A 14,766-nucleotide genomic window follows, 5' to 3' on the forward strand; every position below is an offset into this window, starting at 1 on the left:
ATGGGCGCCTATATTCTAAGACGCTTGTTGCTGATCATTCCAACCCTTTTGGGCATCATGATCGTCAACTTCACGCTGGTACAATTCGTGCCGGGTGGACCGGTCGAGCAGATCATCGCGCAGATCGAAGGTCAGGGGGACGTATTTGCCGGATTTGCGGGTGGAGGCGATGCTGGCGCAGGTTCTGAACCCGCAGGTGGTGTTTTCGATGATAAATATGTCGGCGCACGCGGCCTGCCGCCCGAGTTCATTGCTGAGTTGGAAAAAGAATTCGGTTTCGACAAACCGCCTTTGGAGCGGTTCCTGATTATGATGGGCAACTATCTGACGCTGGACTTCGGCGAGAGTTATTTCCGTTCGATCAGTGTGATTGATCTGGTGCTTGAAAAGATGCCGGTTTCAATCTCATTGGGTCTGTGGTCGACCCTGATTGCTTATCTGGTTTCTATTCCGCTGGGCATCCGCAAGGCGATCAAAGATGGATCACAGTTCGATACCTGGACCAGCGGGGCGATCATTGTGGCTTATGCGATCCCGGGCTTTCTGTTTGCGATCCTCCTTCTAGTGCTGTTCGCGGGTGGGTCGTACTGGCAGATCTTCCCGCTGCGCGGATTGACCTCGGACAATTGGGAGAGCCTCAGCCTGTTCGGCAAGATTGCGGACTACTTCTGGCATATTGCGCTGCCGACCATTGCGCTCACGATCTCGGCTTTTGCGACACTGACATTGCTGACCAAGAACTCGTTTCTGGATGAAATCAAGAAACAATATGTCATGACGGCCCGCGCAAAGGGACTGAGCGAGCGAAAGGTGCTGTATGGTCATGTTTTCCGCAACGCGATGCTGATCGTGATCGCGGGCTTTCCTGCGGTGTTCATCGGCGTGTTCTTTGGTGGGTCGATCATCATCGAGACGATTTTCTCGCTGGACGGTCTGGGCCGTCTGGGATTCGAGGCAGCCGTGGCGCGCGATTACCCGGTGATTTTCGGCACCCTCTTCATCTTCGGCCTGATGGGGCTGGTCGTTGGTATCATTAGCGATCTTATGTATGTGCTGGTCGATCCGCGCATCGACTTTGAAAAGCGGGAGGGGTAAATGGCGCTCTCCCCTCTGAACCAGCGTCGCTGGAACAACTTCTGTCGCAACCGGCGCGCGTTCTGGTCGCTCATCATATTCTCGGTTCTGTTTGGCCTTTCCCTATGCGCCGAGTTTATCGCAAATGACAAACCCATCGTCGTGAAGTACCGGGGTGAGTTCTATACGCCGATCTTCAACTTCTATGCGGAAACGGAATTTGGTGGCGATTTCCAGACGGAAGCCATTTATCGCGATCCCGAAGTTCAATGCCTGATCGATAGCGGCGGACTGGAAGAGTGTTTCGACGATCCCGAAGGCATCATAGAACAAATCGACGCCGGGACTTTCCAGGCGGAAGGGTTCGAGCGTGGCTGGGCGCTTTGGCCGCTGATCCCATACTCCTTCAACACTTCGGTAGACCGACCTGGGGCTGCGCCTTTGCCGCCCAACGGTCAGAATCTGTTGGGCACGGATGACACCAAACGCGATGTGCTGGCACGCGTGATATACGGGTTCCGGTTGTCGATCCTGTTCACACTGCTTGTGACCGGTGCCGCCAGCCTGATCGGTATTTTCGCTGGTGCAATTCAAGGATTCTTCGGCGGTTGGTTGGATCTGATCTTTCAACGGATCATCGAGATCTGGTCAGCGACGCCTTCGTTATATGTGATCATCATCATGTTCGCTGTTCTGGGCCGAAGTTTCTGGCTGCTGGTAGCGTTGATGATCCTGTTCAGTTGGACCGGTTTGGTCGGCGTCGTACGCGCGGAGTTTCTACGCGCGCGGAACCTTGAATATGTGCGCGCGGCGCGGGCGCTGGGCGTCGGCAATATGACCATCATGTTCCGCCATATGCTGCCCAATGCAATGGTGGCCACCTTGACTTTCATGCCCTTCATTGTCACCGGAACCATCGGCGGTCTCGCCTCGCTGGATTATCTGGGCTTTGGCTTGCCATCTTCTGCCCCGTCTTTGGGAGAGCTGACCTTGCAGGCAAAACAAAACCTGCAAGCCCCGTGGCTGGCTTTCACAGCCTTTTTCACCTTTGCCATCATGCTGTCGCTGCTGGTCTTCATTTTCGAAGGCGTGCGGGATGCGTTTGATCCTAGAAAGACCTTCTCATGAGCTTGCTGGATGTGAACAACCTCAAGGTCTCGTTCCGGCAGGACGGTCAGGTCAGCGCTGCTGTCAAAGGCGTTTCCTTCACAGTAGATCGGGGTGAAACCGTTGCATTGGTGGGCGAATCCGGCTCAGGCAAATCCGTAACGGCTTTGTCGACAGTGTCACTGCTGGGTGACAGTGCACTGGTCGAAGGATCGGTGACCTATGATGGGCAAGAGATGATCGGTGCGTCCGAGCAGCATCTTATGGATGTACGCGGCAATGACATAAGCTTCATCTTTCAGGAGCCAATGACCTCGCTGAACCCGCTGCACACGATTCAAAAGCAAATGGCGGAATCGCTGGCGCTGCATCAGGGGGTAACCGGTGACGCGGCGCGGGGGCGGATTTTGGAGCTACTGACCAAGGTTGGTATCCGCGACCCCGAGGACAGGTTGGACAGCTACCCCCACCAGTTGTCTGGTGGACAAAGACAGCGGGTGATGATCGCAATGGCGCTGGCCAACAAGCCGGACATTTTGATTGCCGATGAACCGACAACGGCGTTGGATGTGACCATTCAGGCGCAGATACTCGAGTTGTTGGCCGAATTGCAGAAATCCGAGAATATGGGGATGCTGTTCATCACCCATGATCTGGGTATCGTACGCCGGATTGCCGACCGCGTTTGTGTGATGAAGGATGGTGAGATTGTCGAAACCGGTGTCACGCAGGACATCTTTGACAACCCACAGCATCCCTATACCCGGAAACTTTTGGCCGCGGAACCTTCGGGTCAGCCCGAACCGGTTGCCTCAGACGCGGAAGAGGTCGCGCGCACCGATCACCTGAAGGTCTGGTTCCAAATCCAGCGCGGATTTCTGAAGCGTACTGTTGGCTATGTGAAGGCGGTGAATGACGCCACGCTGAGTGTACGCGCGGGTGAGACTTTGGGAATCGTCGGCGAAAGCGGTTCGGGCAAGACTACGCTGGCGCTGGCGATCATGCGCCTCATTGCGTCCGAAGGCGGCATCACCTTCCGCGATCAGGATGTGCGAAGATGGTCTACCCGCGAATTACGCAGATTGCGCAAAGATATGCAGATCGTGTTTCAAGACCCGTTCGGCAGCCTTAGCCCACGCATGACCTGTCAGCAGATCATCGCGGAAGGTCTTGCCATTCACAACATTGACCCTCACCGCGCCCCGCGTGAGCTGGTCGCCGAGGTGATGACCGAAGTGGGGCTGGATCCTGCGGCGATGGACCGGTATCCGCACGAGTTCTCAGGCGGACAGCGCCAGCGTATCGCCATTGCGCGCGCGATGGTTTTGCGGCCCAAACTGCTGGTGTTGGACGAACCGACCAGCGCGCTGGACATGACGGTGCAGGTTCAGATCGTTGATCTGCTGCGCGATCTGCAGAAGAAATACGGGTTGGCCTATCTGTTCATCAGCCACGACCTGAAAGTCGTACGGGCGATGTCGCACAACGTGATCGTCATGCGAAATGGGGATGTGGTGGAAATGGGTGCGGCCGAGGCATTGTTCGAAAACGCCCAGACCGACTATACCCGCGAGCTGATTGCAGCGGCGGGCTGAGATCAGCCCGCCTTCCTCTGGCCATTACGCGCTTGCCTTTTCTTTGGTCGCAGCTTTCGGTACTGGCCCGCGCAGTTCTTCGTAGTGATCAAAGGTTAGCTTGACCCACCCGGTTCCGCGCGTGGCACTGGCAAGGGTGCGATGCAGTTCATCCTCGGTCACGGCGGGGATCTGGGCGTTGAAGATCTCCCATCCCGACGCGTTTGGGTTGCCTTCAAATCCCAGAACCTGCCCTTGCAGCGAACTGATCGTTGGCACGAGATCGCCCACAAAGTCCGATGGCAGGTGAATCTCGGCGTTCAGCATCGGTTGCAAAACCACTGGCTTGGCCTGAGGTAGCGCTTCACGCACCGCGTTCTTTCCTGCGGTTCGGAACGCATAATCCGAACTGTCCACGTTATGGTGTTTACCGTCGCTCAGCGTGACTTTGACGTCGACCACGGGGAAACCCTCGGGGCCTTGCTCCAGCGCGTCCTTGGCACCGTGTTCCACGGACGGGATATAGTTCCTGGGCACAGCACCGCCTTTAACCACCTCTTCGAACTGGAACCCCGACCCGCGAGGCAGGGGTGCGACCGAGATCACCACATCCGCAAACTGTCCGGCGCCGCCGGATTGTTTGCGATGACGGTGCCGATGTTCGATGGGCGCGCGGATGGTTTCGCGATAGGCGGTTTCGACCTGATCCGCTTCAATCTCGATCCCAAAATCCTCGGCCAGCTTCGCGGTCACACGGCGCATGTGTTGCGGGCCTTGCGATCCAAGGATCGAATGGCCGCTCAGTTCATCCTGTTGCAGGTGCAGACCGGGGTCGATTTCGGCCAGACGGCTTAGGGCGTTGGACAGGCGCACATCGTCCCGCTCATGCGCGGGTGAGACGATTTGACGATGCGCGACCGGGTGCGAGGCCGCCCATTCCGGCAGTTCAGTCGCAGAATTGCTGTCGTAGATATAGCCGGGGTTGAGGTGGTCGGATTTGACCGCCAGACCAATCTGCCCGGCTTCCAGCGTTGCGATTTGGGTCTTGGCATCAAGCGTTGTCAGATTGCCAACGGTCTCACCGCCCAAAGCTTCATGCGCTTTGACGCCATCCCCAAGCCCGCGCAAAACAACGATCTTTCCGATGTGCTTTTTGACATCTGCAAAACCGGCAATGGCTCGGGCACTGTCGGCGGCTTCGTCCCGCCCGGCGGCGATATCAAATTCAGGCGCTTCGTGCCGCAGCGCCTTCATCAACCGCGTTAGCCCGTTACCATGGCTCGCGGCACCTAGGCATGCTGGAATCAACTGGTGGTTTTGCAAGACTTGCGCGGCCAGGTCATAAACCTCGTCGCTGGGGGGCTGCTTGTCTTCGATCAGCTGCTCCAACAGATGGTCGTCAAAATCAGACAGAGTTTCCAGTAACTCGGTGCGCGCTTCCTGCTCTCGGTCTTCCACGGATTGAGGCAACTCGATCAGGGCCGAGGGTTGGCCCTCTTGATACTTCCAGGCCCGTTCAGAAATCAGATCAACCGCGCCGATGATCGTGTCTCCTTCGCGGATTGGCACCTGACGCAGGGCGATATGATGGGTGCAGTACGTTTGCAGTGCTGCGATGATGTCGCGGATGCGCCCATTGGGATTATCCATGCGGTTGATGAATAGAAAGCAGGGGATGCCCGCTTCTTCCACCAGTCGAAGGTAAGGGGCGCACAGAACGGCAGCATTGGGATCGGGGGGCACAACCACGACCGCCGCGTCCGAGATGGCCATTGCAGGCCCGACATAGGCCAGCGCATCGCCGCCGCCATCTACGTCGATCGAACACCAAGGCTCGTCCAGGTAAGAAAAACCGTGCAAATGCACGGTTCCGGAAACATCGAATGTTGTGGGGCGCCCGTCGAGGCGGCTGATGGCCTCGACCAGGGTAGTTTTGCCCGATTGGCTGGGCCCGAGGACGGTGAAAACGCGCATTAGTGTTGTCCCTCTTTCAGGTTGCAGAATGGCTGCACGAAAGGGGCGTCCGCCGCTTTTTCGTCGGCAAGGACCGTCTGTATTTGCCCGCCTCAGGGCGCAGAATGGATGGCCAGTCTGCCCCTTGAGTGTGGAGAAAAGCGCAGGCGCGCGTCAAGCCCCCGTTGTGCCCAGTGGCCTGCGGGCCCGGCGAGGCCCGCAGAAGAAGAGATCAGATCGCCGAGCTGTGGCCTGCCTTGCTCAGGTCATAGGCGTCAAAGCTGCGGGCGATCATCCGGGTCAGGGCGCGTGCCTCGGGCGGGATGAAAAGCCCGTCTTCGGTGATCCGCAACAGCCCGTCGAATGCGGCATTGGCGGAATGATACATGTCATTCAACGCGGCGGCCGAGATGTCGTGGTCGCGCAGGATTTCGGCACTGTTGATCTTAAAATCGCACATCAGCGCCTCGATCAGGCGCGCGCGCAAAATGTCCTGACCCTTGAACAGGTGCCCGCGGGCGGTCGAAAACTGCCCGTCGCGAACCGCTTTGGCATGGGCCGAGGTGGCCGAGGCGTTCTGCGCATAGCCTTGCGGAAAGCGCGAGATCGAACTGGCCCCGACGCCAATCAGAACATCGGCCTGATCGTCGGTATACCCTTGGAAGTTACGCTTTAGACGTCCCGCGTGCAGGGCACGGGTCAGACCGTCATCTTGTATGGCGAAATGGTCGATGCCAATTTCGGCATAGTTGTCCCACAGGAACAGACGGCGGGCGGTATCGAACAGCTCGAGCCGTTGTTCCGGCGTGGGAAGCGCGTCGGACGGGATCATCTGTTGGCGCTTCGCCATCCAAGGCACATGTGCGTAGCCATACAAAGCCACGCGATCCGGGCTGAGCGACAGCAGCTTCTGCACGCTTTCGGTCATCCGGGCCTTTGTCTGATGCGGCAGGCCAAAAAGGATATCTGCGTTCAAACTGGTAATGCCACGTTCGCGGATCATGTCGATGGCGTCGCGGGTGGTGTCGTAGCTTTGGATGCGACCGATGGTTTTCTGAATTTCGTCGTCGAAATCCTGCACCCCGATCGACGCACGGTTCATACCTGCCTCTGCCAGCGCATCCAGACGGTCTTCATCAATTTCGTTCGGATCAATCTCGACCGAAAATTCGGCATCAGGCCCCATGGGCACAATACCCAGGATATATTGCGCCAATTCGCGCATCAGCTGCGCGTTCAGCAAGGTTGGCGTACCGCCACCCCAGTGCAGGCGCGATAGCACCACGCCTTTGGGCAGGCGTGCTGCAAGCAGGTCTAACTCGGCCTTCAGAACGTCCACATAGGCGATCACAGGGTTGTCGGTTTGGGTTCCCTGTGTCCGGCAAGCACAGAACCAGCACAGTCTACGACAGAATGGAACGTGGATGTACAGGGAAATGGCACTGCCGGGTTTGATCCCCGAAATCCAGTCACCAAACAAGTCTGCTCCCACATCATTGCTAAAGTGGGGGGCGGTGGGGTAGCTTGTGTAACGCGGTACTTTCGCGTCAAAAAGTCCAAGCTTTGCCAATTGTGGTTTCACTATCATGGCGATACCCTTAGGCGACAGATGACTTGGTTACTTTGATGGAGATCAAGTGGGGACCCGCATGACAATAAAAGCACAGTTTGATCATTCCAATTGCGAAGACTGCCCGATTCGGCATCGCGCAGTTTGTGCTCGTTGCGATGCGGATGAGCTGGAAGAGCTTGAAAGTATTAAATATTACCGCAGTTTCGAGGCGGGCCAGACCATCATATGGTCGGGCGATCAGATGAATTTTGTGGGCTCGGTCGTGGCCGGGATCGCTTCGTTGACGCAGACCATGGAAGATGGTCGGACCCAGATGGTGGGTTTGCTGTTGCCAAGTGATTTTGTCGGCCGCCCCGGGCGCGAAGTTGCGCCTTACGATGTGCAGGCGACCACAGATGTCGTCATGTGCTGTTTCCGCAAGAAACCGTTCGAAGAGTTGATGGCAACTACACCACATATCGCCCATCGCCTGTTGCAGATGACGCTGGACGAACTTGATGCTGCCCGCGAATGGATGCTGGTGCTTGGGCGCAAGACCGCGCGCGAAAAAATCGCCAGCCTGTTGTCGATCATTGCGCGCCGGGATGCGTCGATTAGCCAGAAGGGTCTGGCAGGGCCGATTGTGTTTGACCTGCCTCTGACCCGAGAGGCCATGGCAGACTATCTGGGCCTGACCCTTGAAACCGTGAGTCGCCAGATTTCGGCCTTGAAAAAGGAAGGCGTGATCACACTGGAAGGCAAGCGCCATGTGACCATTCCGGATATGGGCCGTCTCATGGAAGAAGCTGGCGACGACTCGGATGGTGGCTTTTTGGTCTGATCCTTGTGCGCGATGGGATAGGATAAACGCCGTGACCTTGGATCGCGGCGTTTAACAACTCAGGAGCATCGCATGGTTTTTAGCAGCGTCTTGGCAATGATTTTTATCGGCGCAATCGCCGGATGGCTTTCGGGAAAGATCATGGAGGGCCGCGGATTCGGTTTGCTGGGGAACATCATCGTCGGAATTGTCGGCGCGTTTCTGGCAGGCATGATTTTCCCCGCGCTAGGCTTTTCTGTGGGCGGAGGGTTCTTTTCCTCGGTCTTTTTCGCGACCGTGGGGGCCGTGATCCTGTTGTTTGTGATCGGCCTTATCCGAAAGGCATGACAAAAGCCGCCGACTTGGGCGGCTTTCGAACTTTTTGGCAGAGTTCAGTGTGCCAGGAAAACGGGAACTGAAGATTGTTCCAGCATGTTGCGGGTTGCACCGCCAAGTATTGCTTCGCGGAAGCGCGAGTGACCGTAGGCACCCATTACGATCAAGTCAGATTCCGTGTCCGACGCATGACGGTTCAGAATATCTGACACGCGCGTCATGGTCTTGCTCAGCACATCGATCTCACACTTGACCCCGTGTCGGGCCAGCATCTGAGACAGCATTCCGCCCGGATCCGACCGGTCAGGGCCGTGGCGCGGAGGATCAATGACAACGATGCGGGCCAGTTCCGCCTGTTTCAGGAAGGGCAGAGCGCGCCGGACGGCGCACATCGCCTCAACGCTTTCATTCCAGGCGATCATTACATTGCGTGGCACTTTCATTGGCGGAGTGTCGTCCGGAACCACCAGAACCGGGCAATGGCCTTCAAACATTGCGGACTCGATGATGGGTTCAGCTTCGGCCCCGCGATCTTTTCCATAGGGGTGCGGTAAAACCACAAGATCCGAAAACCGGGCCCGATGCGCGACATGGCGTCCGATGTCAGCGATCTGCGCCACACCATGTTCAGCAGACCAGCGAACGCCGGATTTACCCAAATAGTCTTGGGCAAATGCCAGCACCTCCTGCGCCTCGGTGTTGGCTCGGCTGAGCGTCTCCTGAACGATCAGGGCGTTCGCTCCGGCATAGTAATAGCCGGTCTGGCTGCGATCGACACCAAGGCACAGCGCCTCGGCATGGGCATCCTGCGACTCTGCCAGCGCTATAACCTGAGCCAATGCAGGCTCAGCCGTTTGCGTTTCGGTCATGACAGTGAGAATAGATTTGTACGCCATTTCGACCTCTTAGTTCGGGCATATGGTCTCATGTGACCGGTTGGCCCCTTTCATCCTTTATGCGTGTCACAGAAAACGCGGAACTGTCTTGATACAGATCAAAGCAATAGCGGCTGTCGTGCTTCAGAACGGCAGCCAGTCAAATAGGTTTCGCGTGTCAAAAGAATCAAAACCGCGCGAAGCACGGCAAAGGGACGCAATATGTCGAATTACATCAAGCTGATCGTGCTTGGTCTGGTCGTGGTGTTTGCCGCCATCGGATCAAATTATGCACGCGATTTGGCGTATCAGGTGCATGCGATTCTGGTGATGCTTATCGCCGGTGGATTGTTCATCTGGACGCTTCGAAACACAGAAGAGCCAGATATTCTTGTCGATCGCTCGGGCGAATACATGGATGACGTGATCCGCTACGGCGTGATCGCAACGGCCTTTTGGGGTGTGGTAGGGTTCCTGGCTGGAACCTTTATTGCGTTCCAACTGGCGTTTCCGGTGCTCAACTTCGAATGGGCCCAAGGGTATCTGAACTTTGGACGTTTGCGTCCGCTGCACACCTCGGCGGTGATTTTTGCATTTGGCGGTAACGCGCTGATCGCAACGTCGTTCTACGTGGTGCAGCGCACCAGCGCCGCGCGTCTGTGGGGTGGAAACCTCGCATGGTTCGTGTTCTGGGGCTATCAACTGTTCATCGTGCTGGCCGCGACCGGTTACATTCTGGGCGGTACTCAGTCGAAAGAATATGCCGAACCTGAATGGTATGTGGACCTGTGGCTGACCGTTGTTTGGGTCGCTTACCTTGCTGTCTATCTGGGCACGATCATCAAGCGGAAAGAACCCCACATCTATGTGGCAAACTGGTTCTATCTGGCGTTCATCGTGACCGTTGCGATGCTGCACCTGGTCAACAACATGACCATTCCGGTCAGCATCTGGGGTTCGAAGTCGGTCATCGTCTGGTCGGGTGTTCAAGACGCCATGATCCAGTGGTGGTATGGCCACAACGCTGTGGGCTTCTTCCTGACCGCGGGCTTCCTGGGCATGATGTACTACTTCATTCCGAAACAGGCCGAGCGTCCGGTCTTCTCGTACAAGCTGTCGATCATCCACTTCTGGGCACTGATCTTCCTGTACATCTGGGCTGGTCCGCACCACCTGCACTATACCGCGCTGCCCGACTGGGCCTCGACGCTGGGCATGGTGTTCTCGGTGATCCTGTGGATGCCGTCCTGGGGTGGTATGATCAATGGCCTGATGACCCTGTCGGGTGCATGGGACAAGCTGCGCACCGACCCGGTGATCCGGATGATGGTGATCTCGGTCGGCTTCTACGGCATGTCCACCTTTGAAGGCCCGATGATGTCGATCCGCGCAGTAAACTCGCTGAGCCACTACACCGACTGGACCATTGGTCACGTGCACTCGGGCGCGCTGGGTTGGAACGGCATGATCACCTTTGGTGCGCTGTACTTCCTGGTACCTGTCCTGTGGAAGCGCGAGCGTCTGTACTCGCTGCAGATGGTCAGCTGGCACTTCTGGCTCGCCACCATCGGCATCGTGCTCTACGCCGCTTCGATGTGGGTCACCGGTATCATGGAAGGCCTGATGTGGCGTGAAGTGGATGCCAACGGCTTCTTGGTGAACTCGTTCGCCGACACCGTGGCCGCCAAATTTCCGATGTATGTGGTGCGTGCGCTGGGCGGTGTCCTGTTCGTCGCTGGCTCGGTCATCATGTGCTACAACCTGTGGATGACTGTACGTAAAGCGCCGGCCAAAGAGGCCAGCCTGACCGTCGCAGTCCCGGCTGAATAAGGAGGGCCGGAGCAATGGCAATTCTCGACAAACACAAGATCCTCGAGACCAACGCGACCCTCCTGCTGATCTTCAGCTTCCTGGTCGTAACCATCGGTGGCATCGTTCAGATCACCCCGCTGTTCTACCTTGAGAACACCATCGAAAAGGTGGAGGGCATGCGCCCTTACACCCCACTCGAAATGGCGGGTCGTGAGATCTATCTGCGTGAAGGCTGCTATGTCTGCCACAGCCAGATGATCCGCCCGATGCGGGATGAGGTTGAGCGCTATGGCCACTACTCGCTGGCGGCTGAGTCGATGTATGACCACCCGTTCCAGTGGGGGTCCAAGCGTACCGGACCTGATCTGGCGCGTGTTGGTGGCCGTTACTCGGACGACTGGCATGTGCGCCATCTGCGCGATGCACAATCGGTGGTGCCGGAATCGGTGATGCCCAAGTATGGCTTCCTCGAAACCCGCAAGATCGACGGCGAGTATATCGGTGACATCATGGCTGCCAACGCTTTGGTGGGAACGCCCTATACCGAAGACATGCTGGAGAACGCCGTGGCCGATTTCCGCGCGCAGGCCGATCCGGACAGCGACTATGACGGGTTGCTGGAACGCTATGGCGATAAAGTCAACGTGCGCAACTTCGACGGCCAGTCCGATCTGACCGAAGCCGACGCGCTGATCGCTTACCTGCAAATGCTGGGCACGCTGGTCGATTTCTCGACCTTCACCCCGGACGCAAGCCGCTAAGGAGGGTGTGATGGAAGAATATACACTCCTACGGCAGTTCGCGGATAGCTGGATGCTGCTTGTGTTGTTCGTCTTCTTTATCGGCATCATCATCTGGGTATTCCGCCCCGGTGCCAGCAAAGAATACAACGACACCGCCAACATCCCGTTCCGGCATCAAGACAAACCCGCCACATCCAAGGAGGCGCGGCAATGAGCAAGACACCTGAAAAACAGCCGGGTGATCCGAATACAACCGGTCATTCCTGGGATGGGATCGAGGAATTCGACAACCCGATGCCGCGCTGGTGGCTATGGACCTTCTATGCGACCATTTTCTGGGGTCTGATCTATACGATCATGTATCCGGCATGGCCGCTGGTTCAATCTGCAACAGCAGGGGTTCTGGGATGGTCCTCGCGTGAGCTGGTTCAGCAGGAGCTGGTTTCGTTCGAAGAGGCAAACGCCCCTTGGAATGCCAAGCTGGTAGAGACATCGCTCGAGGATATCTCGAAGGACCCCGAGTTGCAGCAATACGCTGTGAACTCTGGCGGGGCCGTATTCCGCACCTGGTGCGCACAGTGCCACGGTTCCGGTGCTCAAGGCGCGCCCGGCTTCCCCAACCTGTTGGACGATGCATGGCTGTGGGGCGGTTCGCTTGAAGATATCGAGTACACCGTTGCCTATGGTATCCGGAACGAAGAAAGCGACGATGCGCGCTATTCTGAAATGCCGGCCTTTGGTGAGATTCTCGAAAGCGAAGAGATCACCCAGGTTGTCCAATACGTTATGTCTCTGACCAATGCGCAGACCGACGACGCGGCGGCGCAAGCGGGCAAAGTTGTCTTCGATGACAACTGTGCTGCCTGCCACGGCGAAAACGGCCAGGGCGACGTATTCCAGGGTGCTCCGAACCTGACGGACGCAATCTGGCTTTACGGCGGCAGTGAAGAAGCTCTGACTGAAACGGTCACATACAGCCGCTTTGGCGTGATGCCCCCGTGGGAAAATCGTCTGACCGACGCGCAGATCCGCGCTGTCACGGCCTATGTCCACCAGTTGGGTGGTGGTCAGTAAGTTTAAAGGAACACTTTCGGGCGGTTCGCTGCCCGAAAGTTGTGGCACCGGCTGTTCCATCTGTTCGCGCGTTTCCTGAACAGCCGGTGCCTTATTTTCCAACAAACCACCTTACAGACCTACAGCCCGCTTTCGTGGGGCTATTGGGGGCGTTCTTACGGCCCGAGTCTCAGGCTGCGACAATTGGTCGGCCTGAAGCGCGTGGTTTATAAGCGTCGTGATCGGTATCGCGACAATAGCCGGTTTTCTGTTAGAATACGTGAATAATTGGTTAAAAAAACGTCTACTCCGACATCTCAGAGGTCGGTTCATCTTCAAAAGATGTGTGTTCGATGCGCGTTTTGACCCATGTCAAAGTTCGCTTGCCCGTGATCTGGAACAAGACGCCTTCAGAAGACCCATTAGTGGAGCCAGCCAGTGAGCGATTCCGATCCTGCCCCCAGCCTTTACGCAGCCAGAGAGCCGATCTTTCCAAGACGTGTCTCAGGACCGTTTCGGAACCTGAAATGGATCATTCTTATAGTGACACTGGGCATCTACTACGTGACCCCGTGGATCAGGTGGGATCGCGGCCCCAGCCTGCCGGATCAGGCGGTACTGTTGGATCTGGCGAACCGACGGTTTTATTTTTTCTGGATCGAAATCTGGCCACATGAATTCTACTTTGTCGCCGGTCTGCTGATCATGGCCGGCCTTGGCCTGTTTCTGTTCACTTCGGCCCTTGGGCGCGTCTGGTGTGGCTATGCCTGCCCGCAAACAGTCTGGACCGACCTTTTCATACTGGTCGAGCGTTGGATCGAAGGGGATCGAAATGCTCGTCTGCGCCTGCACCGCCAAGAAAAGCTGGATTTCCGCAAGGCTCGCCTACGGATCACCAAATGGATCGTTTGGTTCTTGATTGGCTTGGCGACGGGCGGGGCCTGGGTATTCTATTTTGCAGACGCCCCGACGCTTTTGATGGATCTGGTCACTGGCAACGCGCATCCGGTCGCGTACACAACGATGCTGATCCTGACGGGCACTACCTTTTTCTTTGGCGGTTTCGCCCGCGAACAGATCTGCATCTACGCTTGCCCATGGCCCCGCATTCAAGCGGCAATGATGGACGAAGACACACTGGTTGTCGGTTACCGCGAATGGCGGGGCGAGCCACGCGGCAAGGGTAAACGGACTGCAGATTCCGAATTGGGGGATTGCATCGACTGTATGGCCTGCGTGAATGTCTGCCCTGTTGGGATCGACATTCGCGATGGACAGCAGCTTGAATGCATCACCTGCGCCCTGTGTATTGATGCCTGTGACGACATGATGGCCAAGATCGGTAAGCCGCGTGGGCTGATCGATTACATGGCCCTCAGCGATGAAACGAGAGAGCGGTCCGGCCAGCCGCCCAAAAGCGTGTGGAAGCATATCTTCCGGGCCCGCACGATCATGTACACGTCCCTGTGGTCGCTGGTTGGCTTTGCCCTGCTCTTTGCGCTGTTCATTCGCTCGGATATCGATTTGACTGTTGCGCCGGTCCGCAACCCGACATTTGTAACCCTGTCTGATGGAACGATCCGCAACACTTATGATGTGCGGCTACGTAACAAACATGGCGAAGATCGTCTGTTCACCCTGTCTCTGACCGGAGATCCGGCTATGCGGCTGGAAATCGAAGGCACGAACCTGCACACTGTGAATGTGCCGGCAGATACAGCACAATTGACTCGTGTATATATTATCTCGTCCCGCGACACGGGCCCAGCCGGAGCGGATTCAACGCCGGTCCGCATCTGGGTTGAAGATCTGAGCAGCGGTGAGCGGGCCTATAAGGACACCACGTTTAACGGACGGGGGAATTGAT

At 57.0% G+C, this 14,766-nt stretch carries 13 protein-coding genes; 10 read left to right on the plus strand and 3 right to left on the minus strand.

The window, feature by feature from the left end; genetic code table 11:
- Genes I9187_RS02495 through I9187_RS02505 form a run of 3 tightly spaced genes read left to right on the plus strand, consistent with a single transcriptional unit; the run spans window position 1 to window position 3,776 of the window.
- The gene (locus I9187_RS02495) at window positions 1–1,095 is read left to right on the plus strand and encodes a microcin C ABC transporter permease YejB (protein WP_171180127.1); all 1,095 of its coding nucleotides are present in this window, start codon (window positions 1–3) and stop codon (window positions 1,093–1,095) included.
- The gene (locus I9187_RS02500; protein ID WP_171180125.1) at window positions 1,096–2,202 is read left to right on the plus strand and encodes an ABC transporter permease; all 1,107 of its coding nucleotides are present in this window, start codon (window positions 1,096–1,098) and stop codon (window positions 2,200–2,202) included. It abuts the gene before it with no gap.
- Window positions 2,199–3,776 carry an ABC transporter ATP-binding protein gene (locus tag I9187_RS02505; protein WP_171238671.1) on the plus strand — a complete coding sequence of 526 codons (1,578 nt, stop codon included), beginning with the start codon at window positions 2,199–2,201 and terminating at the stop codon, window positions 3,774–3,776. The genes I9187_RS02500 and I9187_RS02505 overlap by 4 nt, the downstream gene beginning before the upstream one ends.
- A gap of 24 nt (window positions 3,777–3,800) precedes the next feature.
- Here the strand turns inward: I9187_RS02505 and I9187_RS02510 are convergent, their stop codons facing one another.
- Together I9187_RS02510 and hemN are read right to left on the minus strand one after the other, a co-directional pair.
- Window positions 3,801–5,729, minus strand: coding sequence for an elongation factor G (locus I9187_RS02510; RefSeq protein ID WP_171180121.1), 1,929 nt, complete (start codon window positions 5,727–5,729; stop codon window positions 3,801–3,803).
- A 211-nt stretch (window positions 5,730–5,940) separates the two neighbouring features.
- A complete protein-coding gene (gene hemN / locus I9187_RS02515; RefSeq protein ID WP_171180119.1) occupies window positions 5,941–7,296 on the minus strand; it encodes an oxygen-independent coproporphyrinogen III oxidase in 1,356 nt (451 codons plus the stop codon).
- 61 nt (window positions 7,297–7,357) lie between these two features.
- Between hemN and I9187_RS02520 the strand changes: the two genes are divergently transcribed.
- Together I9187_RS02520 and I9187_RS02525 are read left to right on the plus strand one after the other, a co-directional pair.
- A complete protein-coding gene (locus tag I9187_RS02520; protein WP_171180117.1) occupies window positions 7,358–8,101 on the plus strand; it encodes a transcriptional regulator FnrL in 744 nt (247 codons plus the stop codon).
- Window positions 8,102–8,173: 72 nt separating this feature from the next.
- On the plus strand, window positions 8,174–8,428 hold the full coding sequence (locus I9187_RS02525) for a GlsB/YeaQ/YmgE family stress response membrane protein (protein ID WP_171180115.1): 255 nt from the start codon (window positions 8,174–8,176) through the stop codon (window positions 8,426–8,428).
- 44 nt (window positions 8,429–8,472) lie between these two features.
- On the opposite strand, the gene I9187_RS02530 is transcribed toward I9187_RS02525, so the two are convergent.
- Window positions 8,473–9,312, minus strand: a complete 840-nt coding sequence (locus I9187_RS02530) for a universal stress protein (RefSeq protein ID WP_171180113.1) — start codon at window positions 9,310–9,312, stop codon at window positions 8,473–8,475.
- 201 nt (window positions 9,313–9,513) lie between these two features.
- On the opposite strand from I9187_RS02530, the gene ccoN reads away from it, so the two are divergent.
- The 5 genes from ccoN (at window position 9,514) to ccoG (ending at window position 14,765) form a co-directional block, all read left to right on the plus strand.
- Window positions 9,514–11,121, plus strand: a complete 1,608-nt coding sequence (ccoN, locus tag I9187_RS02535; protein ID WP_171095983.1) for a cytochrome-c oxidase, cbb3-type subunit I — start codon at window positions 9,514–9,516, stop codon at window positions 11,119–11,121.
- Between the two features lie 14 nt (window positions 11,122–11,135).
- Window positions 11,136–11,864, plus strand: a complete 729-nt coding sequence (gene ccoO / locus I9187_RS02540; RefSeq protein ID WP_171180111.1) for a cytochrome-c oxidase, cbb3-type subunit II — start codon at window positions 11,136–11,138, stop codon at window positions 11,862–11,864.
- A gap of 10 nt (window positions 11,865–11,874) precedes the next feature.
- The gene (locus I9187_RS02545) at window positions 11,875–12,060 is read left to right on the plus strand and encodes a cbb3-type cytochrome c oxidase subunit 3 (RefSeq protein ID WP_171095986.1); all 186 of its coding nucleotides are present in this window, start codon (window positions 11,875–11,877) and stop codon (window positions 12,058–12,060) included.
- Window positions 12,057–12,920 (plus strand): cytochrome-c oxidase, cbb3-type subunit III, encoded by an 864-nt coding sequence (gene ccoP, locus I9187_RS02550; protein ID WP_171180109.1) that lies wholly within the window; start codon window positions 12,057–12,059, stop codon window positions 12,918–12,920. The genes I9187_RS02545 and ccoP overlap by 4 nt, the downstream gene beginning before the upstream one ends.
- 417 nt (window positions 12,921–13,337) lie before the next feature.
- Complete coding sequence (gene ccoG, locus I9187_RS02555; RefSeq protein WP_171180107.1) at window positions 13,338–14,765, plus strand: cytochrome c oxidase accessory protein CcoG; 1,428 nt, start codon at window positions 13,338–13,340, stop codon at window positions 14,763–14,765.
- The last annotated feature ends 1 nt before the right edge of the window (window position 14,766 follow it).

It is taken from the genome of Ruegeria sp. HKCCE4148 (assembly GCF_017872495.1).
Lineage (GTDB): Bacteria > Pseudomonadota > Alphaproteobacteria > Rhodobacterales > Rhodobacteraceae > Ruegeria.

What these genes read in the sequence shown, in the direction of transcription:
- ccoO (WP_171180111.1), top strand. Translation starts at nt 11,136, where the DNA reads ATGGCAATTCTCGACAAACACAAGATCCTCGAGACCAACGCGACCCTC.
- I9187_RS02545 (WP_171095986.1), top strand. Translation starts at nt 11,875, where the DNA reads ATGGAAGAATATACACTCCTACGGCAGTTCGCGGATAGCTGGATGCTG.
- I9187_RS02500 (WP_171180125.1), top strand. Translation starts at nt 1,096, where the DNA reads ATGGCGCTCTCCCCTCTGAACCAGCGTCGCTGGAACAACTTCTGTCGC.
- I9187_RS02525 (WP_171180115.1), top strand. Translation starts at nt 8,174, where the DNA reads ATGGTTTTTAGCAGCGTCTTGGCAATGATTTTTATCGGCGCAATCGCC.
- I9187_RS02495 (WP_171180127.1), top strand. Translation starts at nt 1, where the DNA reads ATGGGCGCCTATATTCTAAGACGCTTGTTGCTGATCATTCCAACCCTT.
- I9187_RS02520 (WP_171180117.1), top strand. Translation starts at nt 7,358, where the DNA reads ATGACAATAAAAGCACAGTTTGATCATTCCAATTGCGAAGACTGCCCG.
- I9187_RS02530 (WP_171180113.1), bottom strand. Translation starts at nt 9,312, where the DNA reads ATGGCGTACAAATCTATTCTCACTGTCATGACCGAAACGCAAACGGCT.
- I9187_RS02505 (WP_171238671.1), top strand. Translation starts at nt 2,199, where the DNA reads ATGAGCTTGCTGGATGTGAACAACCTCAAGGTCTCGTTCCGGCAGGAC.
- ccoP (WP_171180109.1), top strand. Translation starts at nt 12,057, where the DNA reads ATGAGCAAGACACCTGAAAAACAGCCGGGTGATCCGAATACAACCGGT.
- I9187_RS02510 (WP_171180121.1), bottom strand. Translation starts at nt 5,729, where the DNA reads ATGCGCGTTTTCACCGTCCTCGGGCCCAGCCAATCGGGCAAAACTACC.
- ccoN (WP_171095983.1), top strand. Translation starts at nt 9,514, where the DNA reads ATGTCGAATTACATCAAGCTGATCGTGCTTGGTCTGGTCGTGGTGTTT.
- hemN (WP_171180119.1), bottom strand. Translation starts at nt 7,296, where the DNA reads ATGATAGTGAAACCACAATTGGCAAAGCTTGGACTTTTTGACGCGAAA.